This window comes from Variovorax sp. 770b2 (genome assembly GCF_900115685.1).
Lineage (GTDB): Bacteria > Pseudomonadota > Gammaproteobacteria > Burkholderiales > Burkholderiaceae_C > Variovorax.
Genome location: NZ_FOXJ01000006.1, coordinates 121,830 through 148,394, shown reverse-complemented (window position 1 = coordinate 148,394; position 26,565 = coordinate 121,830). Strand labels below are relative to the sequence as shown.

Annotated in this window: 22 protein-coding genes; 7 read left to right on the top strand and 15 right to left on the bottom strand. The window is 68.5% G+C overall.

Going from position 1 to position 26,565, the window contains the following annotated elements:
• Position 1: 1 nt before the first annotated feature.
• The 3 genes from BM133_RS26765 to BM133_RS26755 are packed head-to-tail and all read right to left on the bottom strand — an operon-like array spanning position 2 to position 4,143.
• The gene (locus BM133_RS26765) at positions 2-1,402 is read right to left on the bottom strand and encodes a dipeptidase (protein WP_093440719.1); all 1,401 of its coding nucleotides are present in this window, start codon (positions 1,400-1,402) and stop codon (positions 2-4) included.
• A gap of 21 nt (positions 1,403-1,423) precedes the next feature.
• Complete coding sequence (locus tag BM133_RS26760; RefSeq protein ID WP_093440716.1) at positions 1,424-3,112, bottom strand: carboxylesterase/lipase family protein; 1,689 nt, start codon at positions 3,110-3,112, stop codon at positions 1,424-1,426.
• A gap of 32 nt (positions 3,113-3,144) precedes the next feature.
• Positions 3,145-4,143 (bottom strand): tripartite tricarboxylate transporter substrate binding protein, encoded by a 999-nt coding sequence (locus BM133_RS26755; RefSeq protein WP_093440714.1) that lies wholly within the window; start codon positions 4,141-4,143, stop codon positions 3,145-3,147.
• A gap of 97 nt (positions 4,144-4,240) precedes the next feature.
• On the opposite strand from BM133_RS26755, the gene BM133_RS26750 reads away from it, so the two are divergent.
• Positions 4,241-5,167 carry a LysR family transcriptional regulator gene (locus BM133_RS26750; RefSeq protein ID WP_093440711.1) on the top strand — a complete coding sequence of 309 codons (927 nt, stop codon included), beginning with the start codon at positions 4,241-4,243 and terminating at the stop codon, positions 5,165-5,167.
• Between the two features lie 4 nt (positions 5,168-5,171).
• Here BM133_RS26750 and BM133_RS26745 read toward each other — a convergent pair whose 3' ends face one another.
• The 11 genes from BM133_RS26745 to argE all read right to left on the bottom strand — a co-directional run bounded on the left by BM133_RS26745 (position 5,172) and on the right by argE (position 18,047).
• Complete coding sequence (locus BM133_RS26745; protein ID WP_093441246.1) at positions 5,172-5,474, bottom strand: Dabb family protein; 303 nt, start codon at positions 5,472-5,474, stop codon at positions 5,172-5,174.
• 14 nt (positions 5,475-5,488) lie between these two features.
• On the bottom strand, positions 5,489-5,794 hold the full coding sequence (locus BM133_RS26740; RefSeq protein WP_093440709.1) for a YciI family protein: 306 nt from the start codon (positions 5,792-5,794) through the stop codon (positions 5,489-5,491).
• 184 nt (positions 5,795-5,978) lie between these two features.
• Complete coding sequence (locus tag BM133_RS26735) at positions 5,979-7,145, bottom strand: acyl-CoA dehydrogenase family protein (RefSeq protein ID WP_093440706.1); 1,167 nt, start codon at positions 7,143-7,145, stop codon at positions 5,979-5,981.
• 7 nt (positions 7,146-7,152) lie between these two features.
• Positions 7,153-8,313 carry an acyl-CoA dehydrogenase family protein gene (locus tag BM133_RS26730; RefSeq protein WP_093440703.1) on the bottom strand — a complete coding sequence of 387 codons (1,161 nt, stop codon included), beginning with the start codon at positions 8,311-8,313 and terminating at the stop codon, positions 7,153-7,155.
• Positions 8,314-8,328: 15 nt separating this feature from the next.
• Positions 8,329-9,240, bottom strand: a complete 912-nt coding sequence (locus BM133_RS26725) for an SDR family oxidoreductase (protein ID WP_093440701.1) — start codon at positions 9,238-9,240, stop codon at positions 8,329-8,331.
• A 43-nt stretch (positions 9,241-9,283) separates the two neighbouring features.
• Positions 9,284-11,236: an acetyl/propionyl/methylcrotonyl-CoA carboxylase subunit alpha gene (locus BM133_RS26720; protein ID WP_093440698.1), complete on the bottom strand. Its 1,953-nt coding sequence runs from the start codon at positions 11,234-11,236 to the stop codon at positions 9,284-9,286.
• Entirely contained in the window at positions 11,233-12,843 is a 1,611-nt protein-coding gene (locus BM133_RS26715; RefSeq protein ID WP_093440696.1) for an acyl-CoA carboxylase subunit beta, read from the bottom strand. Before BM133_RS26715 ends, BM133_RS26720 begins: the two co-directional genes overlap by 4 nt.
• A gap of 74 nt (positions 12,844-12,917) precedes the next feature.
• Positions 12,918-13,691 carry an MHYT domain-containing protein gene (locus BM133_RS26710; protein ID WP_093440693.1) on the bottom strand — a complete coding sequence of 258 codons (774 nt, stop codon included), beginning with the start codon at positions 13,689-13,691 and terminating at the stop codon, positions 12,918-12,920.
• A 131-nt stretch (positions 13,692-13,822) separates the two neighbouring features.
• Complete coding sequence (locus tag BM133_RS26705; RefSeq protein ID WP_093440691.1) at positions 13,823-15,529, bottom strand: NHL repeat-containing protein; 1,707 nt, start codon at positions 15,527-15,529, stop codon at positions 13,823-13,825.
• Positions 15,530-15,628: 99 nt separating this feature from the next.
• Complete coding sequence (locus BM133_RS26700) at positions 15,629-16,888, bottom strand: DUF445 domain-containing protein (protein ID WP_256219366.1); 1,260 nt, start codon at positions 16,886-16,888, stop codon at positions 15,629-15,631.
• Entirely contained in the window at positions 16,881-18,047 is a 1,167-nt protein-coding gene (gene argE, locus BM133_RS26695; RefSeq protein ID WP_093440688.1) for an acetylornithine deacetylase, read from the bottom strand. Before argE ends, BM133_RS26700 begins: the two co-directional genes overlap by 8 nt.
• Before the next feature lie 100 nt (positions 18,048-18,147).
• Between argE and BM133_RS26690 the strand changes: the two genes are divergently transcribed.
• The 3 genes from BM133_RS26690 to BM133_RS26680 are packed head-to-tail and all read left to right on the top strand — an operon-like array spanning position 18,148 to position 21,696.
• Positions 18,148-19,344: a glycerophosphodiester phosphodiesterase gene (locus BM133_RS26690; RefSeq protein WP_093441241.1), complete on the top strand. Its 1,197-nt coding sequence runs from the start codon at positions 18,148-18,150 to the stop codon at positions 19,342-19,344.
• 55 nt (positions 19,345-19,399) lie between these two features.
• A complete protein-coding gene (locus BM133_RS26685) occupies positions 19,400-20,605 on the top strand; it encodes a M20 aminoacylase family protein (RefSeq protein ID WP_093440686.1) in 1,206 nt (401 codons plus the stop codon).
• Entirely contained in the window at positions 20,602-21,696 is a 1,095-nt protein-coding gene (locus tag BM133_RS26680) for a M14 family metallopeptidase (protein WP_093440683.1), read from the top strand. The genes BM133_RS26685 and BM133_RS26680 overlap by 4 nt, the downstream gene beginning before the upstream one ends.
• 177 nt (positions 21,697-21,873) lie before the next feature.
• On the opposite strand, the gene BM133_RS26675 is transcribed toward BM133_RS26680, so the two are convergent.
• Positions 21,874-23,001 (bottom strand): ABC transporter substrate-binding protein, encoded by a 1,128-nt coding sequence (locus BM133_RS26675; protein WP_093440681.1) that lies wholly within the window; start codon positions 22,999-23,001, stop codon positions 21,874-21,876.
• A 60-nt stretch (positions 23,002-23,061) separates the two neighbouring features.
• On the opposite strand from BM133_RS26675, the gene BM133_RS26670 reads away from it, so the two are divergent.
• The 3 genes from BM133_RS26670 to BM133_RS26660 are packed head-to-tail and all read left to right on the top strand — an operon-like array spanning position 23,062 to position 26,556.
• Complete coding sequence (locus BM133_RS26670; protein WP_093440678.1) at positions 23,062-25,131, top strand: molybdopterin-containing oxidoreductase family protein; 2,070 nt, start codon at positions 23,062-23,064, stop codon at positions 25,129-25,131.
• Complete coding sequence (locus BM133_RS26665) at positions 25,128-26,249, top strand: aminopeptidase (protein WP_093440674.1); 1,122 nt, start codon at positions 25,128-25,130, stop codon at positions 26,247-26,249. Before BM133_RS26670 ends, BM133_RS26665 begins: the two co-directional genes overlap by 4 nt.
• Positions 26,242-26,556 carry a polyhydroxyalkanoic acid system family protein gene (locus tag BM133_RS26660; protein WP_093440672.1) on the top strand — a complete coding sequence of 105 codons (315 nt, stop codon included), beginning with the start codon at positions 26,242-26,244 and terminating at the stop codon, positions 26,554-26,556. The genes BM133_RS26665 and BM133_RS26660 overlap by 8 nt, the downstream gene beginning before the upstream one ends.
• Positions 26,557-26,565 lie beyond the last annotated feature (9 nt).

The following is a 26,565-nucleotide window of genomic DNA, read 5'->3' as shown; positions in this document are numbered from 1 at the left end:
GCTAGCTGTTGTGAAACGACGCCGGCGGATGCTTCGCCAGCTCGCACAGCAGCAGCGTCCACGCCCGCGCACCTTGCTGGATCGACGCCAGTCTGAAAAACTCGTTCGGCGCATGCACGTCTTCATCGGGCAGGTTGAAGCCGAACATCAGCGTGTCGATGCCCAGCATCTCCTTGAAGATCGAGGTGATCGGCACGCTCGCGCCGAGCCGCACGTGGATGGCCTGGCGGCCGGTTTCGCGTTCGAGCACGGCCTCGGCGGCGCGCACCAGCGGATGGTCGGGAGCCAGGGTCGATGCGGGCGAGCCGTCGTTCATCGCCACCACGTCCAGCGCACAGCCTGCGGGGCACTGCGCCTGCAGATGGCGCAGCACCGCGCGGATGATCGAAGCCGGGTCCTGCCCCGCGACCACGCGCGTCGTGAGCTTGGCCGTCGCCTCGCAAGGCACGATGGTCTTGCCGCCGTCGCCGGTGTAGCCGCCCCACAGCCCGTTGACATCGAGGGCCGGGCGCAGCGTGACGCGCTCGCGCGCGGTGTACCCGGGCTCGCCGTGCGCGCTGCCGCCGACGTCTGAAAAGAACGCCGCCTCGTCATAGGGAAACGCCGCGGTGTCGGCGCGCTGTCTCGCACCGGGTGGCATCGCGCCCTCGCAGAAGCCTTCCACCGCCACGCTGCCGTCGGCGTGGTGCAGCGATGCGACCAGCCGCGCCATCTCGTGCAGCGCATTGCGCACGCTGCCGCCGTAGCGGCCCGAATGCAGGTCCTTGCCGGCTGTCCGCAGGCGCACTTCGAGTTGCGCGTTGCCGCGCGCACCGGTGTTGATCGTCGGCACGCTGGCGCTCGCGCGGCCGCCGTCGGCCGACAGCACCGCATCGGCCTGCAGCAGGTCGCGATGGCGCTGGACGAGCGTTCTGAGCGACGGGCTGCCCGTCTCCTCTTCGCCTTCGAGGAACACCTTGATGTTGACGGGGCATCCGCCCTGCACCGCGAGGAAGGCGGCGACCACTTCGAGCGCGATGGTCGTGGAGCCCTTCACGTCCGAGGTGCCGCGCCCGTAGAGCCGGCCATCCACCTCCGTCGGTTCGAAGGGCGGCGTGCGCCACTGGTCGATGGGGTCGGCGGGCTGCACGTCGTAGTGGCCGTAGACCATCAGCGTGGGCTTGCCCGGTGCACCGCGCCATTCGCCATACACGGCGGGCTCGCCGCCGCCGTCCAGCAGGCGCACGTCGGCAAGGCCGATCTGCTGCAGCCTCTGGACCAGGAAGCTGCGCGCCTCATGCATGTTCGCTGCGAACGACGCGTCCGCGCTGACGCTCGGAATGCGCAGGAAGCGCTTGAGCCACGCCACGACGTCTTCCTGGCGGGATGCGAGGTGATCGATGACAGTCTGTGATTCGTTCATGGGATGCCGTCGTGTCTCGTCTCAGTACTGCGCGGGGAACACGTCCGGTCCCCACAGCGTGTCGCACCTGTGCGTGTGCTCGAACGCGTTGCTCGATGTCTTGATCGCGGGGTAGGTGAAATCGATCAGGGCGCGGTCGGCCGCTCCCATGAAGCGCGGCCAGCGCGTCGCGATGTTGCGGCCGTCGCCGTTCGGATCGCCGTTCTTCGCGAAGTTGAGCAGGTATGTGAGCATCTGCGCCGCAAGCGCTTTTCGCTGCGAGGTCGTGTCCGCATCGGGCGTCGTGCCCGCCTGGTCGAAGTAGGGATAGGTGCCGAGCGTGTCGGTCGTGCCGGTCAGGTAGAAGCTGTCCATGCCGTGCGCGGTGCCGTAGTAGAAGGACGCCGCGTTCGCGGGAAACGACAGCTGCGGATCGGTCAGCTCCCAGCCGTACACCGGCACCCACGCCGACAGCGCATCGCGGCGCGCGCTGTTGCCGCAGGCGTACATCGCATCGCCGATGGCCCGCGCCACGCCTTGCGCGGGCACCGCGTAGTTGGAGATCGGATACGCCGCTTCGATCGCGCGGGTGTCGAAGCCGGCCGGTGCCAGCCCGCGCAGGTAGAACGGATAGACCGCTGCGTCCAGCTTGGTGTCCACGAAGAGCGTGCCCTCGTCGTAGACGCCCCCGATCATCACCGGCACCTGGTTGAAGTTGCCGGTGAGGAACGCGCGCGAGGGCACCTGCGTGAGGACCTGCGCGTCGACCGTGGGCCGCCACTTCAGTCCGCCCTGCGCGAGCAGCGCCGAGACCGGCAGCGCGCGCAGGCAGGCGACCAGGTCGGCCGCGTTGCCGCATCCCCAGTTCGCCACGGCGGTATCGCCCACGGCGAGCGCGTTTTCCATGCTCGGGTTCGAATACTCCGCGCCGCCGCCGCTTTGCATCACGGCCCGGTGGAACAGCCCCTTGGCCTTGGGCGACTGCAGCAGCGAGAAGCTCTGCGTCGCGCCCGCCGAAGTGCCCCAGAGCGTGACGCTGCCGGCATCGCCGCCGAAGGCCGCGATGTTCCGCTGCACCCAGCCGAGCGCGGCAAGCTGGTCCATCACCGCGAAGTTGCCCAGGCTGCCGTCCTTGTTCGCGGCGCGCAGCGCCTTGTTCGCGAGATAGCCGAGCGCGCCGAGCCGGTAGTTGAAGCTCACGACCACCACGCCCTGCTTCGCAAGCGGGCTAGGGCCCATGGCGCCCGAGCCGAGCGTGAAGGCGCCGCCGTGGATGTAGAAGACCACCGGCAGCCTGTCGCCGGGCTTGGCGCCCGCGGGCTTCCACACGTTCAGGTAGAGGCAGTCTTCGGACGACGAAGGCTCCGCGCCGGGCGCCTGCGCGCAGGCACTGCCGAACGCGGTGGCCTTCAGCGTGTCGGCGTGCGCCACCGGCGCCTGCGGCGGCGCCCACCGCAATGCGCCCACCGGCGGCTGCGCGTACGGAATGCCGAGGAAGGAGACGACATCGGCCGCGGCATTGCCCGCGACCTTGCCTTCGGTCGTCGTCGCGATGGCGGGGTCCGGCGCCGAGGGCGGCGGCGCTGCGGGCGCGGGGCCTGCGGCCGCGGGGCCTGCGGCCGGCGGCGGCAACGGCGTGAAGCCCGGACCACCGCCACCACCGCCGCCGCAGGCGGACAGCGACAGGGCGATGAGCAGGGCGAGGCAATGTTTCGTCGATGGCGTTGTCATGGATGCACCTCTTGTCGGGATCGGATGGCGGTTCACTGCGACTCGTAGCCGATGGACTTGACGAGTTCGCGGTAGCGGGCGGCTTCGGCCGCGTAGAACTTCTCTCCCGCTTCGAGGCTCATCGGCTCGAACACGGTCTTGGCCTGCGACTCGAGCTGCGCACGCGCATGGGGATTCCTGAGCGAAGCGGCAATGGCCGCGTTGAGCTTTTCGGCGATCGGCCGCGGCGTGCCCTTGCGGACCATGTACGAGGTCCAGATGCCGAAGTCGAAGCCCTTCATCGTCTCGCTGTCGGCGCTCGACTGCACGGCCTCGAACGGCGGTGGCAGGTTGTTCTTGCCGGACAGCGCGCCGACGACCCGCAGCCGGCCCTGCCGCGCGTAGTCCGCGTAGAAGGCCTGGTAGGGCATGAAGGCGAAATCGATCTGCCCGCCGAGCAGGTCCTGCAGCAGCGGCGCGCCGCCCTTGTAGGGCACATGCGTCGCCGGGGCGCCGATGCGCCTGGAAAACAGCTCGCCCAGCAGGTGGTACAGCGTGCCGGGGCCCGTCGAACCATAGGTGAGCGGCGCCTCCTTGCGCGAACGCGCGAGCTCGACCAGTTCGTCCAGCGAATGAACCGGCAGCTTGCTGCTGACCACCACCACCAGCGGCGAGGTGGCCACCGGTGCGATCCACTGGAAGTCTTCCGGCTTGTACCGGACGGCCTTGTTGACCAGCCCCGAGAGGATCAGCTCGCTGGGCGAGCCCTGGAACAGGAAGTGGCCGTCGGCCGGCGCCGCCAGCACCTTGCCGGCGGCGATCGCACCGCTTGCGCCGCCGAGGTTTTCCACGATCACCTGTCCGCCGAGCTCCTTGCCGATCAGGTCGTTGAGCGCCCGTGCGGTGAAGTCGCTGGCCGCGCCCGCGGGGTAGGGGACCATCATCGAAATCACCTTCGACGGGTAGGGCGCCTCTGCCATCGCGGCCGTGCAGCAGCCGAAGAAAACCGCCCCTGCAAAGCCTGCACAGAGCCATTGACCGAATCGATTCATGGGATGTCCTGGGTCCAAAGTAGTACGCGATGGATGCTAGGAATCAGGGTTTCATCTGTCCAATGCATTGTTTTTGTAATTACCATGAGGTCAGCTCATGAATCTTCAACAACTCGACCATCTGCTGGCACTCGCCGAAACCGGCTCGTTCAGCCGCGCATCCGAGAAGGTGCACCTCACGCAGCCGGCGCTCAGCCGCAGCATCCAGATGCTCGAACAGGAGCTGGGCATGCAGCTGGTCGACCGCGTCGGCAAGCGCAACGAGCTCACGCCCTTCGGCGCGATGGTGCTGGCGCGTGCCAAGCGCATCTCGGCGGAGGCGCATGAACTCAAGCGCGCCGCGGCGCTGCTCGCCGAGGGGCAGGCCGGTTCGGTGCGGCTGGGTTTCGGCGCGGCGCCGAGCGCGTTGTTCTCGGCGCCGCTCCTGATCCACATGCTGCGCAACCACCCGCGCGTGGGCGTGCAGTTGCACGGCGGCGGGCCGGAGCTTCAACTCGCCGCGCTGCGCGCGCGGGCCATCGACGCCGTGGTGCTCACCTACCGCGCCGTGTCGCCGAGGGAAGACCTGCACATCGACGTGCTGCCGACGATGCGCTCGGGCTTCGTCTGCCGGCGCGGGCATCCGTTGCTGCAGCAGGGGGCATCGGCGGTGCGCTTCGGCGACCTCACGCGGTATCCGGTGATCTCGACGATGGTGAGCGACGACGTGGCGCGCCTGCTCGTCGAGCGCTACGGCAGCGAGGCGAGCCCGCAGCGATGGCTGCATGTGTCGTCGGAAGAAATCGGCGCGCTGATCGAGGCCGTGCGCAACACCGATGCGATCTTCCTCGGCGTGCTCGCGGCCACGCGTGCATTGCTCGACAGCGGCGAGCTGGTGGAGCTGAAGGTCGATCCGGCCGCGGGCCTGAACGCCCAGTTCGCCTTCGTCACGCTCGAAGGCCGGACCGAAGCACCGGCACTGCAGCTCGTGCGTTCGTTCTGCGTCGATCTCGCACGGGCCGAGTCGGAGGCAGCCCGCGGCTAGCGGCTCACTCCGTCGCGTAGTCCACCTGGTGCCGCGCGACCCGCAGGTCGCCCAACTCTTCGCGGACCCGCAGGTGCGCGGGGTGCGTGGCATAGCCGTCCAGCGATGCCTGGCTGTCGAACTCGCTGTAGAGCACCACGTCGCAGGCGTAGGCGATGCGGCTCGAATCCAGGCCCACCTCCAGGTGCAGCAGCCCGGGGATCTGGCCGCGCAGCGATTCGAACTTGCGCTTGAGCAACTGCGAGGCCTCTGCCTTTTCTTCGGGCGATTCGCCGCGCAGGTCCCACATCACGATGTGCTTGAACATGGAATGGCGCTCGATCACTCGGCAGGCGGAAAGCCGGCCTTCTGCGGCCACAGGTTCGTGAAGGGCAGCACCGAGCTCGATGCGTAGACGCCGGCGCGCGTGAAGGGCTCGTCGGCCTGCCATTCCTCTGCCGCTTCGCGGCCCGCGAAGTCGATGGCCAGCAGGCTGCCGATCATGGTCTTCCCATCGTCGGACAGCAGCGGCCCGGCGAAGGCCATGCGGTCGGCCACCAAGGCCAGGTAGGCCTTGTGCGCGGGGCGGATCGTGTTGCGAAGCGCGGCGGAATCGGGCTTGTCGAGGAGGTGGAAAACAAAGATCACGGCGGCTCCGGCTTCATGCGGTGAAGGGGCGCCGCAAAGCGGCCCCCGGCGTGCGGCGATGGTAAGCACGCGCCGCACGAAAGGCCATGCCTTGCGCGCCTCGCCGATGGAGAACAGTTTTCCGCTGGAGGAAAGACGAGCGCTGCCGCGGGAACTGCGAGAACCGCGAGGACTGCGAGTACCTCTACAACCAGCCCAGCTGCCGCGCCGCCAGCTCCTTCATGATTTCCTCGGCGCCGCCGCCGATCATCATCACCTTGACCTCGCGGTAGATGCGTTCGCTCACGGTGCCGCGCATGAAGCCCATGCCGCCGAGGATCTGCACCGCCTGGTCGGCGCAGAACTGCAGGGTCTGCGTCGCGTGGTTCTTGAGCATGCAGACCTGCGCCACCCATTCGGGTGCGTTGATGCGGCCCGCCGCCTCGTGCGCGTCGCCTTCGGCGGACACGGCTTCGAGCCACGCCTCGGTGGACGCGATGCGCATCCGCATGTCCACCAGCTTGTGCCGCACCGCCTGGTGTTCGATGAGCGCCGCGCCGAAGGTCCTGCGCTCGCGCGACCAGGCCAGCGCCTCGTCCAGGCACGCCTGTGCGAAGCCGAGCGCGCCGGCCGCCAGGCCGATGCGCTCGCCGTTGAAGTTGCCCATGACCATGCGGAAGCCCGCGCCTTCGTTCCCCAGGAGGTAGCGCGCCGGCACGCGCACGTCGGCGAAGTGCAGCGCCGCGGTGTCCGAACACCACCAGCCCATCTTCGTGAGGCGCGTGCGCGTGAGGCCGATCGCATCGCCGGGCACCAGCAGCATCGAGATGCCGCCCGCGCCGCGTCCTTCGCCGGTGCGCACGGCCACCGTGATCCAGTCGGCGCGCATGCCGGAGGTGATGAAGGTCTTCTCGCCGTTCAGCACGTAGTGATCGCCGTCGCGCCTTGCTGTCGTGCGCAGTGCCGCGACGTCGGAGCCGCCGCCGGGTTCGGTGATCGCGAGCGCTGCGATCTTCTCGCCGCGCAGCACGCAGGGAACGACCTCGTTGCGCACGGCGTCGCTCGCGTGCAGCACCACGGGCGGCAGGCCGATGTTGTGCGAGAACAGGCTGGCGAGCACGCCGCCGCTTTGGCCGTGGCGCGCGAGCGCGATCCATGCGGGGAGCTTCAACGCATATGAGGCCGGCGTGCCGCCCAATGCTTCGGGATAGCCCAGGCCCAGCAGCCCGAGTTCCGCGGCGCGTGTGTAGAGCGCGCGCGGAAACTCGCCCGCGTCGTCCCAGGCCTGGACATGCGGCGCGATCTCGCTCTCGGCAAAGCGCCGCACCGTGTCGGCGAGCGCCGCGCGGTCGGCTTGCAGTTCGGCGTCCATGCGTGTGTCAGCCGCGCGGCGGCCGCTTGGCGATGCCCATGGTCTTGGCGAGGATGCCCAGCATCACTTCGTCCGCACCGCCGCCGATCGAGCCCAGGCGCCCATCGCGGTACAGGCGCGAGACGCGGTTCTCCAGCGTGAAGCCCATGCCGCCCCAGAACTGCAGGCACGTGTCGGACACCTGCCGCGTGAGCCGCCCGGTCTTCAGCTTGGCCATCGACGCGAGTTCGAGCACGTCCTCGCCCTGCACATGCAGGTCGCAGGCGCGGTAGGTGAGGGCGCGCAGCGCTTCGACTTCGGTCTTCAATTCGGCCAGCTTGAACTGCACCCATTGCTGGTCGGCCAGCGTGCCGCCGAACATGTGGCGCTGCTGCGCCCATTCGATGGTCTGCGCGATGCAGTCTTCCATCGGTTCGAGCGAACTGGCCGCGGCCCAGAGGCGCTCTTCCTGGAACTGCTGCATCTGGTAGATGAAGCCCTGGCCCTCCTCGCCGATGCGGTAGCGCTGCGGCACGCGCACGTTGTCGAAATAGATGAGCCCGGTGTCGCTGGAGTTCATGCCGATCTTGCGGATCTTCTTTGCCTTCTCGATGCCGGGGCTGTCCATCGGCACCATGACCAGCGACTTGTTGCGGTGCACGGGGCCGTCGCTGGTGTTGACCAGCATGCACATCCAGTCGGCCTGCAGGCTGTTGGTGATCCACATCTTCTGCCCGCTGATGAGGTAGTCGTCGCCGTCCTTGCGCGCGTGGCTCTTCAGGCCCGCCACGTCGCTGCCGGCGCCGGGCTCGCTCACGCCGATGCAGCCGACCATGTCGCCCGCGATGGCGGGCGCAAGGAACTCGCGGCGCAGCTCGTCGCTGCCGAAGCGCGCGAGCGCGGGGGTGCACATGTCGGTCTGCACGCCGATGGCCATCGGCACGCCGCCGCAGCTCACGTGGCCGAGCGCCTCGGCCATGGCCATCGCATACGAGTAGTCCAGGCCGCCACCGCCGAAGGCCTCGGGCTTGTTCAGGCCGAGCAGCCCGAGGTTGCCGAGCTTCTTGAAGACCTCGTGCGCGGGAAAGATCTCGGCTTCTTCCCATTCGTCGACGCGCGGATTGATTTCCTCGTCGATGAAGCGGCGCAGCGTCTTCTGGATCTCGAGGTGTTCGTGGGTGTACTGCATGTCACTGGTCTCCGGTCAGTCGTTCGTTTCTTTGTCCTGGAACACGCGCGGCGTCTGTGCGAGATGAAAGCCGTCGAAGGGCCGCACCGCGGGGCGCTGCTGCGCCGCTGCATCGGGCAGCGCCATCGGCCAGCCCATGCGTACCTGCGGCCGCGCGCCGTCCACGCGCAGCACGCTGCCGCTGATGAAGCTCGCCGCGGGGCTCAGCAAAAAGGCGATGGCCGCGGAGGTCTCGGCCTCGTTGCCGAAGCGGCCCGCGGGCACGGTCTTGCGCATGGCGCGCAGCATGTCGCCGGCCTCGGGCGGGTAGTGGTCCATGCCGCTCGATGCGATGTAGCCCGGTGCCACGGCGTTCACGCGCACGCCGCTCGCGGCCCATTCGAGGGCGGCGGTCTCGGTGAAGCTCACCATGCCCGCGCGCGCCGCGCCGCTGTGGCCCATGTTGGGCATCGAGCCCCACATGTCGGCCACGATGTTGACGATGGCGCCACCGTTCGCCTGCATGCTCTGCACGAAGCATTCGCGCGCGACGAGAAAGCCGCCGGTGAGGTTGGTGTGGATCACCGCCTCCCAGCCCTTGGCCGAGATGGCGGCGAGCGGCGTGATGTATTGGCCGCCGGCGTTGTTGACGAGGCCGTCGATGCGCCCGTGTGCCGCGACGACCTCGGCGATCGCGGCACGCACGGCTTCTTCTTGCCGGATGTCGAAGGCCTGCGTGCCGGCCTTGCCGCCGGCCGTGGCGATCTCGGCCTGCACCTGCTGCAGCTTCTCGGTATTGCGGCCGACGAGCACGACGTGCGCGCCGAGCGATGCGAGTTCGTGCGCGGTGCAGCGGCCGATGCCCGAGCCGCCACCCGTGACGACGATCACCTGCCCATCGAACAGGCCGGGCGAGAACACGGAGCGGTAGCGGGAGGGGGCGTTCATGCGAATGGCTTTCGGAAAATCGGGAAGAGCGTGGCGGGCCGCGTCATGCGTCGGCAATCTCCGCCACGACGTGGCGCGCGGCCACCTGCGCGCCCACCGCGACGTGCAGTGCGGCCACGCGGCCGGCGCGCGGTGCGCAATGCACGTGTTCCATCTTCATCGCTTCGAGCGTGACGAGGGGCTGGCCGGCGGCGACCGTGTCGCCCTCGGCCGCCAGCAGTGCGATGACGCGGCCATTCATCGAGGCGCGCAGCAGGCCGTCGCCGCTCGTGGCGCCGACTCGGGGTACTGCCACGTGCGTGAGATCTTCGAGTTCGAAAGCCTGGCCGCGGAAGTGAATCCACAGGTGATTGGCGGATTCGCGCACTGACATGGCCTGCTCGGAAACACCGTCGCATGAGAAGCGCACGATGCCGTCGCCGGGCAGCGCAAGCAGTTCGATCCGCTCGGGCGCGGTGGCATCGAGTGCGACATCGAAACGACCCCCGCCCCGCGGCGTCACACGGGCCGCGTGCACCATGCCGTTGAGCGAGAAGCGCAGGGCGTTGGGCAGCGTGTGCGCGAGCGGCGAGGGCCAGCCGCGTTCGCCGAGTTGAAGCAGCAGCGCGGCCAGCAATGCGGCGTGGCCTTGCGTGGCGGCGTCCGGCGCAAGCAGTGTATCGGCATGCTCGGCGATGAACGCCGTCGTCGCCGCGCCTTCGGCAAACACCGGGTGCGACAGCGCGCGCTGCAGAAACTGCTGGTTGGTCGCGATGCCGAGCGCCACGGTGTCCTGCAGGCCTGCAACCAGACGCTGCCTCGCTTCGTCGCGGGTGCGGCCATGCGACACGAGCTTGGCGATCATCGAATCGTAGAACGTCGGCACTGCTGCGCCATCGCGCAATGCGTGCTCGGTGCGCAGCGCCGGCGACGGCCGCCATGCAGCCAGCGTGCCGCTTTGCGGCATGAAGCCCTGCTGCGGGTCTTCGGCACACAGGCGCACTTCGATCGCGTGACCGCGCATGTGCACGTCCTGCTGCGTGAGCGGCAGTGGTTCGCCGGCCGCTACGCGCAACTGAAGCTCGACCAGGTCGAGCCCCGTCACCGCCTCGGTCACGGGGTGCTCCACCTGCAGCCGCGTGTTCATTTCCATGAACCAGTACCGACCCTCTGCATCGAGCAGGAATTCGAGCGTGCCCGCACCTTCGTAAGCGATCGCCTTCGCCGCCGCGACGGCGGTCGCGCCCATGCGTTCGCGCAACTCGGCGGACACGGCCGGCGAGGGCGACTCCTCGATCACCTTCTGGTGCCGCCGCTGCACCGAGCAGTCGCGCTCGCCGAGGTGGATGGCGTTGCCGTGCCGGTCGGCGAACACCTGGATCTCGATGTGGCGCGGCGCGACGATGGCGCGCTCCAGGATCACGGTCGCGTCGCCGAAAGCGTTGAGCGCCTCGGACTGCGCGCTCTGCAGCAAATCGGCAAAGGCTGCAGCCGAAGGCACGAGCCGCATGCCGCGCCCGCCACCGCCTGCGGTCGCCTTGATCATCACGGGCCAGCCGATGCGCGCGGCTTCGGCCGCGAGCGTGGCCGCGCCCTGGTCTTCGCCCTGGTAGCCGGGAATGCACGGCACGCCCGCGGCCTGCATCAGCCGCTTGGCGCCGGCCTTGTCGCCCATCGCGCGAATGGCTTCGGGCGAGGGGCCGATGAAGACCAGGCCCGCATCGCGGCAAGCCTCTGCGAACCCGGCGTTCTCGGCGAGAAAACCGTAGCCCGGATGCACGGCCTGCGCGCCGCTCGAACGCGCGGCGTCGATGATCGCGGCGATGTTCAGGTAGCTCTGCGCGGGCAGCGATTCGCCGATCCACATGGCCTGGTCGGCTTGCCGCACGTGCTCCGCATCGGCGTCGGCGCTCGAATACACGGCCACCGTGCGATAGCCCATGGCGCGTGCGGTGCGCATCACGCGGACCGCGATTTCTCCGCGGTTGGCGACGAGGATCTTGTGGAAGCGACTCATGGCCGTGCCACCGAGAACTGCATCGCCTGCGGCGTGCGCGCATCGGCATCGCGGCAAATGGACAGCACTTCGGCCAGCACCGCGCGCGTGTCGCGCGGGTCGATCACACCGTCGTCCAGCAGCATCGCGCTGGTGGTGAACACGCTCATCTGCCGGTCGAAGCGCTCGACGATCTGCTGCTGCATCGCGTCGATCTTCGCGTGGTCGACTTCGCCCTTGCGCGCCATGCCGGCCTCCATCACGATGGCCATGGTCCTGGCTGCCTGCTCGCCGCCCATCACCGCGGTGCGCGCGTTGGGCCACGAGAAGCAGAAGCGCGGTGCGAAGCCGCGGCCGCACATGCCGTAGTTGCCCGCGCCGTAGGAGGCGCCGCAGTACAGCGTGATCTGCGGCACGGTCGCGTTGGTCACGGCCTGGATCATCTTGGCGCCGTGCTTGATGATGCCGGCCTCCTCGTGCGCGCGGCCCACCATGTAGCCCGTGATGTTCTGCAGGTAGACGATGGGCGTGCGCGACTGGCAGCAGGCCTGGATGAAGTGCGTGGCCTTGGTCGCGCCGTCGGAATCGATGGGGCCGTTGTTGGTGACGATGCCCACCGCATGCCCTTCGAGCCGGATGTGGCCGCAGACGGTGGCGCTGCCGTAGTGCGCGCTGAATTCGAGGAACTCGGAGCCGTCGGCGATGCGTGCGATGACTTCGCGCATGTCCACCGGCCGCCGGCCGTCGCTGGGCATGATGCCCAGCAGGTCCTCGGCGTCGTAGCGCGGCGGCGCGAAGGCGCGCGGTGCTTCGTCGCGGGGCCAGTCGATGCCGCCGAGGATCGCGCGCGCGATGCGGATGGCGTCGCGGTCGTCTTCGGCCAGGTAGTCGCCCAGGCCCGAGATGTGGGTGTGCATCACGGCGCCGCCCAGTTCTTCCTCGGTCGCGATCTCGCCGGTGGCGGCTTTCAGCAGGGGCGGTCCGGCGAGGAAGGCGCGCGTGCGGTCGCGCACCATCACGATGTAGTCCGACAGGCCCGTCTGGTAGGCGCCGCCCGCGGTCGAGGAGCCGTGCGTCACGGTCACCACCGGCAGCCCCGCGGCCGAGAGGCGCGCGAGGTTGCGAAAGATGCTGCCGCCGCGCACGAAGTCCTGCACGCGGTACTGCATGAGGTTGGCGCCGGCGCTTTCGACCAGCTGCACGTAGGGCAGCTTGTTCTCCAGCGCGATCTCCTGCACGCGCAGCTGCTTGTCCAGGCCCATGGGCTGCAGCGCGCCGGCATCGATGCCGGAATCGGAGGCGCTCACCATGCAGCGCACGCCCGCGACCTGGCCGATGCCGGAGATCAGGCCGCCGCCGGGCACGCTCCTGGAGAGATCGGGGTTGTCATGGCCCAGCCCCGCGAGCGAGGCCAGCGGAAGAAAGGGCGCACCGGTGTCCAGCAACAGCGCGATGCGTTCGCGCGGCAGCAGCTGGCCGCGTTTGGCGAATCGCTCGGCCGAGGCGCCCGAGGCGGCCGCGGCGCGGGCCTCGTGCGCGCGGACCTGGTCCAGCAGCGCGAGCATGCCGGTGCGGTTGGCCTGGAAGGTGTCGCTGGCCGATGGCAGCCGGGATTCGATGACGGGCATGGGGTCTGTGCAGGTCGCTGGTTTTTCGCTCTGCACAGACTGTAGGGGGCGGGCTTTCCGCCCGCTTGCGCCAACTAGCTGGTGCGGGCGCGATGCGGCGCCGTGGGGGCATCCAGGCTGCTGCCGGTGACCACCCAGTAGATGAAGATCAGCACCGCGCCGGCCGTGCCGAAAACCGACAGGCCCATGTAGCTGCCACCGATGGCGAGCGCGTCGGTCGGCGCCGCGGCCGTGCAGATCATGCTGGCGGCGCTCATGCCCACGTAGTGCATCGTGCAGACGGCCACGCCCATCACCGCGGCGGCGGCGATCTGGTGGCTGAGCTTGCGCAGGTTGAACGCCAGCCACAGGGCGGCCGCGGCGGCGGTGATGGCGATCACCACCGACAGCGCGACGGTGCCCAGGTCGAACTCCATCGAGGCGCGCATGTTCATCGCGAACATGCCCATGTAGTGCATCACGCACACGCCGAGCCCGGCCAGGAGGCTGCCGGCCAGCCAGCCGGGCTTGCTGAACTTGCTCCGGCCGCCGGCCAGGTAGAGGGCGATGCCGGAGATCAGGATGGCCGCCACCAGCGACACGATCGTCAGCGGCATGTTGTACGAGATGCCCACCGGGAGCCGGTAGGCCAGCATGCCGATGAAATGCATCGACCAGATGCCGATGCCGCCCAGCGCCACCGCGGCGCAGGCCACGACGGCCAGGTTGGGCTTGCCGTCCGCGCCGACCATGCGCCCCGCGCAGATCAACGCCACCAGCGATCCCGCGAACGAGATGAGGAATGAAAGCGCCACCAGCCCCAAGGAGTACTCGGGCGACAGCAACTGGCCTACGACGAGGGGAGTCATGCGTTTTTTCCTTTCAGAGAAACGCCCGGCAACCCTCGAAAACCGGATGTGATCGGGGCACCTTGCGGCGTCCCGGCCAGTTTGTAATATTTGTTTTTAAAAGTAAATCGAAATCTGTACTTATCGTTACCCTACCTTACAGGGCGAATTCGATATATCGCATTGTTGCGGTCGGCGCTCACGTAAACGGTGCCGTCGCGGCCCACGGCCACGCCCGTGACCACGTAGGGCGGCGGCAGGCCGGGCCCGGGCGCGAGACCGATCGGCAGGTTGTCGGCGATGGTGCGGCGGGTTCCGCTGGCCGGATCGATCTCCACCAGCCGCCGCGCCGCGCTCTCGGCCACGACGAAAGTGCCCCACGGCGTTTGCGCCACGCCCTCGGGCAGCGCGAGGCCCTCGACGATGGTGCGCAGCGGCGCGCTGGCGTCCAGCGGAATGCGCAGCAGCTTGCCGGCGGCCTCGGTGACGTAGAGCGCACCGTCCTGGCCGATGACCATCTGCACCGGGCCATTCAGGCCGCTAGCAAGCACTGACTTTTCTGCAAACTTCGGCCCGCTGGCGCGCGTGATGCTGCCGGTGGCGAGCTCGGCGTAGATCACGCTGCCGTCGGGCATCGGGATCGCGTCGAACGGGGCCTTCAGGCCGTGGATGGTTTCCACGGTCTTGAGCGTCTGCCGGTCGACCAGCTGGACCGTGCCGGTGAACCACGAGGCCAGCGCGAAGAGTCGGGGCGACAGGCCGACCGAGAAGGGATAGTCGAGCTCGGGCTCCCGCTGCATGCGGAACACGTCGCGCACTTCGCCGGTGCGCACATCCACCCGCCGGAAGCCGAAGACGTCGGCCACCCAGAGGTCGTTGCCGTCGATCTTCAGGCCCGCGGGCACCGCCACCTTGCCGCTGGTGAGGGTGCGCAGGTCGCCGGTGGCGGGGTTGAAGGCCTGCACCTCGTTGTTCGCCATGTTCGACACGTAGATCGTGCCGTCCGGCGCGATGGCCAAGTTGTCGAGCGAGGGCCGGAGCTGCTTGGCGACGGTCTTGTGACCGGTCGCCAACTCCACCCGCACCAGTTCGCCGCTGCGCGCATCGACCACCCAGAGGTTGCCCTTGCCGTCCAGATTGGCCGCGGCCGGGATCTTGAAGCCGTCCGCGATCACGGTCATGTGGCCGTTCGCCGGATCGATCTTCACGACCTGGCCCTTGAACCACAGCGGCCCGTAGAGCATGCCGTCGGGCCCGACCTCGAAGCCGTTGAAGCCGCCCATGTCCTTCTTGATGAGCCGCGGCGGCTTCTGGCCGGTGCGGTCGATTTCCCAGAGTGCATCGCCCAGGAACACCTGCGAGGCGTAGAGCTTGCCGCTCTGGCGGTCGAAGTCGAGCGAGTTCAGGCCGGGCAGGTCCTTGGCGAGCACGCGCATCGGCGCGGCGTCGCTCTCGCGGTAGCGCAGCACGCCCATGAGGTAGTTGGTCCAGGCCAGTTCGCCCTGTGGACCGACCGCGATGTCGTCGGCCTGGCCTTCGGGGGCGTCGATCAGCACCTTGGCCGCGCCGGTGGTGCGGTCGACCTCCCACAGCGTGTTGCCGAGCACCGAGCCCGCGAGCAGCCGGCCCTTGGCATCGATGGCCAGGCCGTGCACGCCCGAGAACGACGACGGCGGCACCAGCGCCTCGGGCGCGGCCCAAGAGGCCGGCCGGGTGGTGAGGGGCGGAAGCGCCGCTGCGGGTGCCGGCGAGGGCGCAGGCACGGGCGTGGGCGCAGGCGGTGCGACCGTGCTGCAGGCACCCAGCAGGGCGAGCGTGGCGATCAGCGCGGCTGCGGCGCGGAACGGGCGACGGGGCATGTCTTCTTCTCCTTCTTGTGAATGCGCGCGCAGTCTAGAAGGAGGAAGGGGTGGCGGCGCGGTCTTTCCCGGGACATGCGGACTTTTGTCCGCTGCGGATTACCCGCGCAGCAACTGGGTGACGGTGTGGATCAGGAGACCCACGAGCCCCCCCACCAGCGTGCCGTTGATGCGGATGAACTGCAGGTCGCGCCCGATGTGGCGTTCGAGCTCATTGGTCATCTCCTGGGCGTTCCACTCGCCCACGCGCTCCTCGATGTAGCGGCGGATGTCCTCGCGGTAGCGCTCGATGGCCAGCGGCGCGGCGGCCTCGATCTGTTCGTTGATCCAGTGGCGGATGGCCTCGTCGGCCTGCAGCCGCGTACCCAGCGCGCCGGCCATCGACGCGATGCGCTGGCGGATCGTCGAATCGCTGCGGCGCAGGTCGCCGTCCAGCCACGCGAGCAGTTCGCCCCAGAGCCCGTGCAGGTAGTCGCCCAGCGCCGGATGCGCCATCAGCTCGGCGCGGATCTGCTCGCCGCGCTGCTGGAACTCGGGGTCGAGTTTCAGCCGCACCACGAAGTCGTCGACGAAGTGGTCGAAGCGCTTGCGCATCGGGTGGTCCGGCTCGGCCGCGAGCTCGCCGATGGTGTGCGCGACCGCCGCGACGATCTTGCGCGTGGCGAGCTTGGCCGCCACCTGGTCCAGGCCCACGTAGCGCAGCGTCTTGATCTCGCGCGCGATCGCTTCGGTGATGTGCGCCTGCACCTCGTCGCCTTCCAGGAGACCCGCCACCTGCTGCAGCACGTCGTCCAGCAGCGCCTGGTGGCGGCCGCCCGCGGTGAGCGCATCGAGCGCCTGGCCGGTCAGGCGCGAGAGGTCGATCTTGGCGAGACCCGCCGCGGCGGCGCGGCCCATGAAGTCGCGCACCCGGTCGTCGTCGAAGGCGGTGAGCCCGTAGCGCGTGGCCGCCACGCCCCATTCGCCCAGCTTCTGGCCGCTCGCCGGCCGCGCGAGCCAGTCGGCGATGCGGCTTGCGGTGTCGAACTCGCGCAGCTTGGCGAGCACCTGTTCGGTGCTCAGGAAGTTGTTGCAGATGAAGCCCGCGAGCTTGGCGCCGATGCGGTCCTTGTTGCTCGGGATGATCGCGGTGTGCGGAATCGGCAGGCCCAGCGGATGGCGGAACAGCGCCACCACCGCGAACCAGTCGGCAATCGCGCCGACCATCGCGGCCTCGGCGAAAGCGGCCACGTAGCCCCAGGCCGGATGCTGCGCATGCAGCGCACTGGCCACCGCATAGAGCAGTGCCGCCGCGCACAGCAGGCCGAGCGCGACGCGCTTCATGCGCTGCAGCGCGATGCTGCTCTGGTCTTCAGCCAATGGTGTGCGAAGTGGCGAGGCGCTCCATGAACAGCTCGCAGCGCGCGAGTTGTTCGAGGCTCACGAACTCGTCGGGCTGGTGCGCCTGCTCGATGCTGCCGGGGCCGCACACCACCGTGGGGATGCCGGCGTTCTTGAACAGGCCCGCTTCGGTGCCGAAGGCCACCAAGGTGGTGCGGTCCTCGCCCGCCAGGCGCTGCGCGAGCAGCGTGACCGGATCGCCGGCCGCGCCGAGGAAGCTGGGGATCTCGCAGATGGTTTCGAACCTGAAGCCCGCATCGGGCGCCACCTTCTTCATCGCGGGCTCGATGCTCGCGGCATAGGCCAGCACGTCGGACTGCATGCGCTTGGCGTCGGCCGTGGGCAGGTCGCGGAATTCGTAGCGGAACTCCGCGTCGCGCGGCACCACGTTGTCGGCGATGCCGCCGTGGAACTGGCCCACGCTCGCGGTGCTGAAGGGCACGTCGAAGCCTTCGTAGTGGGGCTCGCTGCGCTCGAAGTCCTCTGCCATGTCGCGCACCTTGCCGATCACGCGCGCGGCCATCTCGATGGCATTGACCGACTTGGGCGTGAGCGACGAATGCGCTTCCTTGCCGCGCACGCAGCACTTGTAGCGGTACACGCCCTTGTGGGCGATGGCCGGCACCATGCTGGTGGGCTCGCCCACGATGCAGGCGAGCGGCTTGATGCCTGCGTCGCGCATGTCGGTGATGAGTTCCTTCACGCCGAAGCAGCCGATTTCTTCCTCGTAGCTGAAGGCGAAGTGCACCGCGAAGGGCGAGTCGCTTTCAAGAAACCGCCTGGCGTTGGAGAGCGCGATGGCAATGAAGCTCTTCATGTCGGCCGAGCCGCGGCCGTAGAGGCGTTCGTTCTGCACGGTGGCGGAGAGCGGGTCGACGCTCCAGTCCTGCCCGTCCCAGGGCACCGTATCGGTGTGCCCCGAAATGATCACGCCGGCCGGCTTGCCTTCGCCCAGCGTGGCGAACAGGTTCGCTTTGGTGCGCTCGGCGTTGTAGGTGATGCGGCTCTTCACGCCGAGGGCGGCGAGATGGCTTTGCGCGAGGTCGATCAGCTGCAGGTTGCTGTTCTCGCTGACGGTGTTCATGCGCACCAGCGACTGGGCCAGCGCGAGGCTTTGGGGGGAAAGCGTATGGGGCATGCAACAGATTGTCCAAGAAGTCGATGCCCCGCGTCCGCGGTTGCTCCGACTGTCATGCGGAGCGGGTACCCTGCGCCTCTTTTGGATGGAAAAAAAGACCATGCGCACTCTTCAGATCGCCCTCACCGCGACCGCCGCCCTGTGCGTTGCGGCCTGCAGCAACACCGGCCCGGCCGCCCCCTCCAACAAGCTGCTGACGCTGGACGGCAACCCGCCGCTGGTCATCGCGCACCGCGGTGCATCGGGCTATCTGCCCGAGGAAACGCTGGAGGCCTACACGCGCGCCATCGAGCTCGGCGCCGACGTGATCGAGATGGACCTGGTCTCCACCAAGGACGGCGTGCTCATCGCCCGCCACGACCCCAACCTGGCCATCAGCACCGACGTGGCCAAACACGCCCGCTTCGCCTCGCGCAAGAAGACCATCAAGGTCGACGGTGAAACCCAGACCGGCTGGTTCAGCAACGACTTCACGCTGGCCGAGATCAAGACGCTGGGCGGCATCTCGACCGATGCCGAGCGCGCGCAGGAATACAACGGCAAGTTCAAGATCCCGACCTTCCAGGAGATCATCGATTTCGCCAAGGCCAAGTCCAAGGAAACCGGCCGCACCATCGCGATCTATCCCGAGTCGAAGAACCCGACCTACTTCCGCGAGCTCGGCCTGCCGCTGGAAGACAAGATGATCGCCGCCATCACGGCCGCCGGCTGGAACAGCAAGACCGCGCCCATCTACGTGCAGTCCTTCGAGCCCGGCAGCCTGAAGTACATGAAAAGCAAGGGCCTGAACACGAAGATCATCCAGCTGATCGACGGCGACAGTGTCGACCTGAAGACCGGCATCGTGACCTTCGCCGTGCCGAGCGATCGCCCCTACGACTGGACCAAGGCCGGCGACAAGCGCAACTTCGACGCCATGGTCACGCCCGCGGGCCTGGCCGAGATCAAGACCTACGCCGACGGCATCGGCCCGTGGAAGCGCTACATCGTGAGCATCAAGGGCAGCATCGGCCCCGATGGCAAGCCCATCGACGTGAACAAGGACGGCAAGATCAACGACGCCGACGCCACCTCGGTCTCGCCCACCACGCTGATCGCCGACGCGCACAAGGCGGGCCTGTTCGTGCACCCCTTCACCTTCCGCAACGAGTCGCGCCGCCTGGCGGCCGACTACAACAAGGACGGCAAGAACGAGTACGCGATCTATTACAAGCTCGGCGTGGACGGCGTGTTCACCGACTTCACCGACACGGCGCTGGCCGCGCGCGCCGATTATCTGAAGAGCCTCGGCCGCTGAGGGTTTGCCCGGCACGGTCTTTGCGGCGCATTCCGCAAAGCCTAGACTGTGTCCTATGAAACTCATCGATTCGCTCGTCACGCAGGCGGCCGGCATCGCCGCCGTCCGGCGTGACCTCCACGCCCACCCTGAACTCTGCTTCCAGGAAGTCCGCACCGCCGACGTGGTGGCAGGCAAGCTCACCGAATGGGGCATTCCCATCCACCGGGGCCTGGGCACCACCGGCGTCGTGGGCATCGTCAAGAACGGCACCAGCAACCGCGCCGTGGGCCTTCGCGCCGACATGGACGCACTGCCCGTCACCGAGCTCAACACCTTCGAACACGCCAGCAAGCACCACGGCAAGATGCACGCCTGCGGCCACGACGGCCACACCGCGATGCTGCTCGCAGCCGCCCAGCACCTGTCCAAGAACCGCAATTTCGACGGCACCGTCTACCTGATCTTCCAGCCGGCCGAAGAGGGCGGCGGCGGCGCCCGCGAAATGATCAAGGAAGGGCTGTTCGAGCAGTTCCCCATGGACGCCGTCTTCGGCATGCACAACTGGCCCGGCATGAAGGCCGGCCAGTTCGCCGTGAGCCCCGGCCCGGTGATGGCCTCGGGCAACAAGTTCCACGTCAACGTGATCGGCAAGGGCGGCCACGCCGCGCTCCCGCAGACGGGCATCGACCCGGTGCCGATCGCCTGCGAGATCGTGCAGGCCTTCCAGACCATCCTCACCCGCAAGATGAAGCCGACCGATTCGGCCGTGATCTCGGTCACCACCATCCATGCGGGCGAAACCAACAACGTGATTCCCGACAACTGCGAGCTGTCGGGCACGGTGCGCACCTTCTCGCTCGAGGTGCTCGACATGATCGAGGCCAAGATGAAGCAGGTCGCCGAGCACATCTGCGCCGCGCACGACGCCACCTGCGACTTCCGCTTCGATCGCTACTACCCGCCCACCGTCAACACCGAGGCCGAAGCCAACTTCGCGCGCGGCGTGATGGGCGGCATCGTCGGCCCCGAGAACGTGTTGAAGCAGGAGGCCGCCATGACTTCGGAAGACTTCGCCTTCATGCTGCAGGCCAAGCCCGGCGCCTACGCCTTCATCGGCAACGGCGACGGCGCGCACCGCGACGTGCACCACGGCGAAGGCCCGTGCACGCTGCACAACGCGAGCTACGACTTCAACGACGACCTGATCCCGCTGGGCGCCACCTGCTGGGTGCAGATCGCCGAGCAGTTCCTGAACAAGCCCGGCGGCAACGTCTCATGATCGGCATCGGCGAGGCCTTTTCGCCGCGCTATGCCCAGGCGCGCCAGAAATTCCTGCAAGGCTGTGTGAGCGCGGGCCTCACCGTGCAGCCGCATGCGCATCCGCTCAAGGGCCGCGACGGCGAAGACCTCTCGATGGACGTGGCGCTCGACGGCGATGCGAACGCCGAGCGCCTGCTGGTCGTCTCCAGCGCCTGCCACGGCGTCGAGGGCCATTGCGGCAGCGGCGTGCAGGTGTTTGCGCTGCACGATGCCGAGTGGCGCGACAAGGCCAAGGCGCAGGGCGTGGCGGTGCTCTACGTGCATGCGCTCAACCCGCACGGTTTTTCGTACGGCCGGCGCGTGACGCACGAGAACGTCGACCTGAACCGCAACTTCATCGATTTCTCGCAGCCGGCACCGGTCAACGAGCCCTACGCCAAGCTGCACCCGCTGCTGCTGCCCGACACCTGGCCGCCCACGCCCGAGAACCAGGCGGCCGTTGAGAAGTGGATCGAGAAACACGGCGCCACCGCCTACCAGGCGGCCGTCACCAGCGGCCAGTACCAGTTCGACGACGGCCTCTTCTTCGGCGGCAAGGCGCCCACCTGGAGCAACAAGACCATCCGCGGCGTGTTGCGCCGCCATGCGGGCAGCGCCAGGCGCATCGCCTGGATCGACCTGCACACGGGGCTCGGCCCGAACGGTCTCGGCGAGCGCATCTATGCAGGCAAGGACGACAAGGTCGCCTATGCCCGCGCGAACGCCTGGTGGGGCACGCCGGCGGCGCCCGTCACCTCGATCTACGACGGGTCATCGACTTCGGCGCTGCTGCGCGGGCTGATGTGGGACTCGGTGTACGAAGAATGCCCGCAGGCCGAATACACCGGCATCGCGCTCGAATACGGCACGCTGCCGATCCTGGAAGTGACCGGTGCCCTGCGCGCCGACCACTGGCTGCACAAGCACCCGGACGCGCCGGCCGACCTGGCCGATGGCATCCGTGCGCGGATGGTCGAGGCGTTCTATACGGACACCGATGCCTGGCGCGGGCAGATCGTCAGCCAGGCGCGGCAGGCGATGTTCCAGGCCGTGGACGGGCTGAGCGGCTGAAGCGGCTGTCCAGGGCAACGATCGCGCCGACGGGGTGCCTTGCTCCGCGAATGTCCCCCGGCCTGCGGCCTCCTCCTTTATTTCGCTGCGCAAGGCACCCCATCGGCGCGATCGTTTCAGCGCGGTGGCTGATCGCCCGGTGCCCTGCGCACGCGCCCTGAACAAGAGCGCCCAAAACTAGGTCCGGACCCGTCCGTCGCCCGTCAGCATCGACAACTCGACGAACTTCGACCCCACGTGGTTCTTCGCCGAGAACGACACCTCGAAGCCCCCGAACTGCTGTCGGTCGATGCTCTCCAGCCCTGCGACCAGGCTGTCGCGCGTGATCTTGCCCGACGCCTTGCGCAGCCCCTCGGTCAGCACCTTCGCGGCGAGATAGCCCTCCATGCTCGAGAAGTTCGCGCTGGCTCCGCCGCCGGCCTTGCGCACCGCATCGACGAATTCGCGCGTGATCGCGTTGGCAGGGTTATAGGGCGAGGGCACCACCTGCGTCACCATCACGCCCGCGGCTTCCTTGCCGAGTTCGTCCGCCAGCGCCTGGGTGCCGACGAAGGACAGGTTGATGAACGTGCCGCCGTAGCTCGCCTTGCGCGCCTCGCGGATGAACGCCGCGCAGGCCTTGTACGCGCCCACCTGCACCACCGCGTCGGGCCGCGCGCCCACGATGGCCTTCACCGCCTGCGCCACGTCGGCCGAATTGCGCTCCACCGTGGCCATGGCGACCGGCTTGAGGTCCAGCTGCGACAGCGCCAGCGTCACGCCGTCCAGGCCGGCCTTGCCGTAGGCGTCGTTCTGGTAGAAGACCGCGATCTTCTTCAGGCCCAGGTGGGTGAGCTGCTTGACCATCAGCGCCGTCTCGTCGTTGTACGAGGCGCGCAGGTGGAACACGTTCTTGTGGAAAGGCTCCCGCAGCGACATCGCCCCCGTGAACGGCGCGATGAACGGCACCTTGTCCTTCACCGCCAGCGGCAGCGCGGCCAGGCTGGTCGGCGTGCCGATGTAGCCGAAGAGGGCGAACACCTCCTCCTCGATCAGTTTTTGCGTGTTGGCGGCGCAGCGGTCGGGCTCGTAGCCATCGTCCAGGTTCTTGATCACCACGTTGCGGCGGCCGGGCTGCGCGTTGTAGGAGTCCAGGAACACCTTGGCGCCCTGATGGAACTGGATGCCCAGCTGCGCGGCCGGGCCGGTGAAAGGCGCGGACTGGCCCAGCACCAGGGGCGCTTCGGTCTGCGCCTGCGCGATCCGGAAGCTACCCAGCGTGGCGGCGGCGCCGACGGTCAAAGAAAAATGCCTGCGATTCACCATTGTGAAATTCCCCCTCTGCGCCCGCTGCGCGTTTTCCCGCACTCAAATTAGACTTGCCCGATGCCCCACGCACCGGACTCCCTGGAAGCAACGACTTCCGCTCCACCGACCACCCCGACCACCACCGTGCTGGGCGCCTGCCCGCACGATTGCCCCGACACCTGCGCGCTGGTCACCACCGTCCGCGACGGCGTGGCCGTGAAGCTGCAGGGCAATGCCGCCCATTCGCACACCGGCGGCGTGCTCTGCACCAAGGTGTCGCGCTACATCGAACGCAACGACCATGCCGAACGGCTGGTGCAGCCCATGAAGCGCGTCGGCCCCAAGGGCAGCGGCCAGTTCGAGCCGGTGTCGTGGGAAGCCGCACTGGACGACATCGCCGCCCATCTTCGGTCATTGCGGGGCGATCCGGAAACAATTCTCCCCTACAGTTATGCGGGCACCATGGGCCTGGTGCAGGGCGAGTCGATGGACCGGCGCTTCTTTCACAAGCTGGGCGCGTCGCTGCTGGATCGCACCATCTGCTCGATGGCCGGCGGCGAGGCGATGGTCCACACGCTCGGCGGCAAGGTCGGCATGCGGATCGAGTTCTTCGCCGAGGCCAAGCTGATCCTCATCTGGGGCAGCAACTCGATTGCCAGCAACCTGCATTTCTGGCGCCACGCCCAGGCGGCCAAGCGCGCGGGCGCGCGGCTGGTGTGCATCGACCCGCGCAAGACCGAGACCGCGGACAAGTGCGACGAGCACATCGCGCTCCTGCCCGGCACCGACGCGGCGCTGGCCCTGGCGCTGATGCACGAGCTGATCGTGCATGACTGGCTCGACCACGACTACATCGCCAACCACACGCTGGGCTGGGAGCAATTGCGCGAGCGCGCGCTGCAATGGCCGCCCTCGCGCGCGGCCGAAGTCTGCGGCATCCCCGAAGCGCAGATCGTGGCGCTGGCCGAGGCCTACGGCACCACGAAGCCCGCGGCCATCCGCCTGAACTACGGCATGCAGCGCGTGCGCGGCGGCGGCAACGCGGCCCGCGCGGTCGCCTGCCTGCCGGCGCTCGTGGGCGCGTGGCGCGACCGGGCCGGCGGGGTGCTGCTGAGCAGTTCGGGCCACTTTCCGGTCGATCGCGCCGCGCTGCAGCGCCCCGACCTGCTCGAAGGCCGCCGGCCGCGCACCATCAACATGAGCACCATCGGCGATGCGCTGCTCGACGAAGCCAGGCCGGTGAAGGCCATCGTGGTCTACAACAGCAACCCCGTGGCGGTGGCGCCCGATTCGGCCAAGGTGGTCGCGGGCTTCGCGCGCGAAGACCTCTTCACCGTGGTGCTGGAGCAGTTCCGCACCGACACCGCCGACTACGCCGACTACCTCCTGCCCGCCACCACGCAGCTGGAGCACTGGGACATCCACTGCAGCTACGGCCACACCGACGTGCTGCTGAACCGCCCCGCGGTCGCGCCGCGCGGCGAGGCCCGCAGCAACGCCTGGGTGTTCCGTGAGTTGGCGCGCCGCATGGGCTTCGAGGAGCCCTGCTTCTCGGAAGACGACCAGGCGCTGTGCCGTACCGCCTTCGCCGAGAACGCCATCGACTACGCACAGATGCTGACCCAGGGCTTCACGACCGTGAAGCTGCCCGAGGCACCTTTTGCCGAAGGCAAATTCCCCACGCCTTCGGGCCGCTGCGAATTCTTCAGCTCGCGCCTGCAGGCCATGGGCATGGACGGCCTGCCCGACCACGTGCCCAACTGGGAGCCGGCCGGCAGCTCGAGCGAATTCCCGCTCGCGATGATCTCGCCGCCCGCGCGCAATTTCCTGAACTCGACGTTCGTCAACGTGACCAGCCTGCGCGCCATCGAGGTCGAGCCGCTGCTGGAAATCCACGCGGCCGACGCCGCCGCGCGCGGCATCGAGGACGGCGCGATGGTGCGCGTGTTCAACCAGCGCGGCGAGCACCGCTGCCGCGCCGAGGTCTCGCGCCGCGCGCGCCAGGGCGTGGTGCATGGCATGGGCATCTGGTGGCGCAAGTTCGGCGGCGACGGCACCAACGTCAACCAGCTCACGAGCCAGCGGCTGACCGACATCGGCCGCGGCCCCACCTTCTACGACTGCCTCGTCGAAGTCGAACGCTTGTGAGGGCGCTCCCGGTACTGACACTGGCCGGCGCCCTGTGCCTCACGGGCTGCGCGGACCTGGGCTACTACTGGCAATCCGCCAGGGGCCACATCGGCATCATGCAGGCCGCCAAGCCCGTGCCCGAATGGCTCGCGGACCCGGCCACCTCGGCGCCGCTGAAGGCCAAGCTCGAACTCACCCAGCGCATCCGCCGCTTCGCCTCGGCCGAGCTCGGCCTGCCCGACAACGCCAGCTACAAGTCGTACGCCGACCTGCACCGCCCCGCGGCCGTGTGGAACGTGGTGGCCGCGCCGCCGTATTCGCTCACGCTCAAGAGCTGGTGCTTCCCGGTGGCCGGCTGCGTGGGCTACCGCGGCTACTACAGCGAGGACGCGGCCAAGGCTGAAGCCGAGGCGCAGCGCGCGCTCGACCTCGAAGTGGCCGTGTACCCCGTGCCCGCGTACTCCACGCTCGGCTGGATGAACTGGGCCGGCGGCGATCCACTGCTCTCCACCTTCATCGGCTATCCCGAGGGCGAACTCGCGCGCATCGTTTTCCATGAACTCGCGCACCAGGTGCTGTACGTGCCGGGCGACACGGTGTTCAACGAGTCGTATGCCACCGCGGTCGAGCGCATCGGCGGCGGGATGTGGCTGCAGAGCGAAGCCGGCGAGACCGCGCGCCGCGAGTACGCGCAGTTCGACGGCCAGCGCCAGGAATTCCGCGCGCTCGCCCTCAACACGCGCCGCGCGCTCACGCAGGTGTACGAGTCGCCCGAGGCCAAGGCCAAGGACTGGCCCGCGGTCGAGGCGATGAAGAAGGCCGCGATGGCCGACTTCCGCGCGCGCTATGCCGAGCTGAAGAAAGGCTGGCCCGGCCCGCGCCAGGGCGCCTACGATGGCTGGGTGGCGCGCGCCAACAACGCGGCCTTCGGTGCGCAGGGTGCCTACGACGACCTGGTGCCGGCTTTCGAGGCGCTGTTCGCGCACGAGGGCCGCGACTGGCCGCGCTTCTACACTGAGGTCCGGCGCATCGCCGCGCTGCCGACCATGGAAGAACGCCGGAGTGCCTTGCAGGCCGCCACGGGCATCCTGCAAACCCATTCCAGCGACAACAACAACGGAGATCACGGTGCCTGACATCCATATCGAGAGAAACCACACGCTGGGCATTGCCGGCGCCCGCGAAGTCGCGCGCCAATGGGTGCAGCAGGTCGAAGAGGACTACGGCCTGGAGTGCACCTACACCGAAGGCAAGACCTGCGACGTCGCGCAGTTCAGCCGCCCCGGCATCGGCGGCACGGTCGAGGTGACCGCCGATACCTTCAAGCTCGAAGCCACGCTGGGCTTTTTGTTCAGCAGCTTCAGCGAGCAGATCGAGCAGAAGATCTCGCGCAACCTCGATGCGCTGCTCGATTCTCCGAACGGCGGCACGCGCTTCGCCTGAACCCGGGGC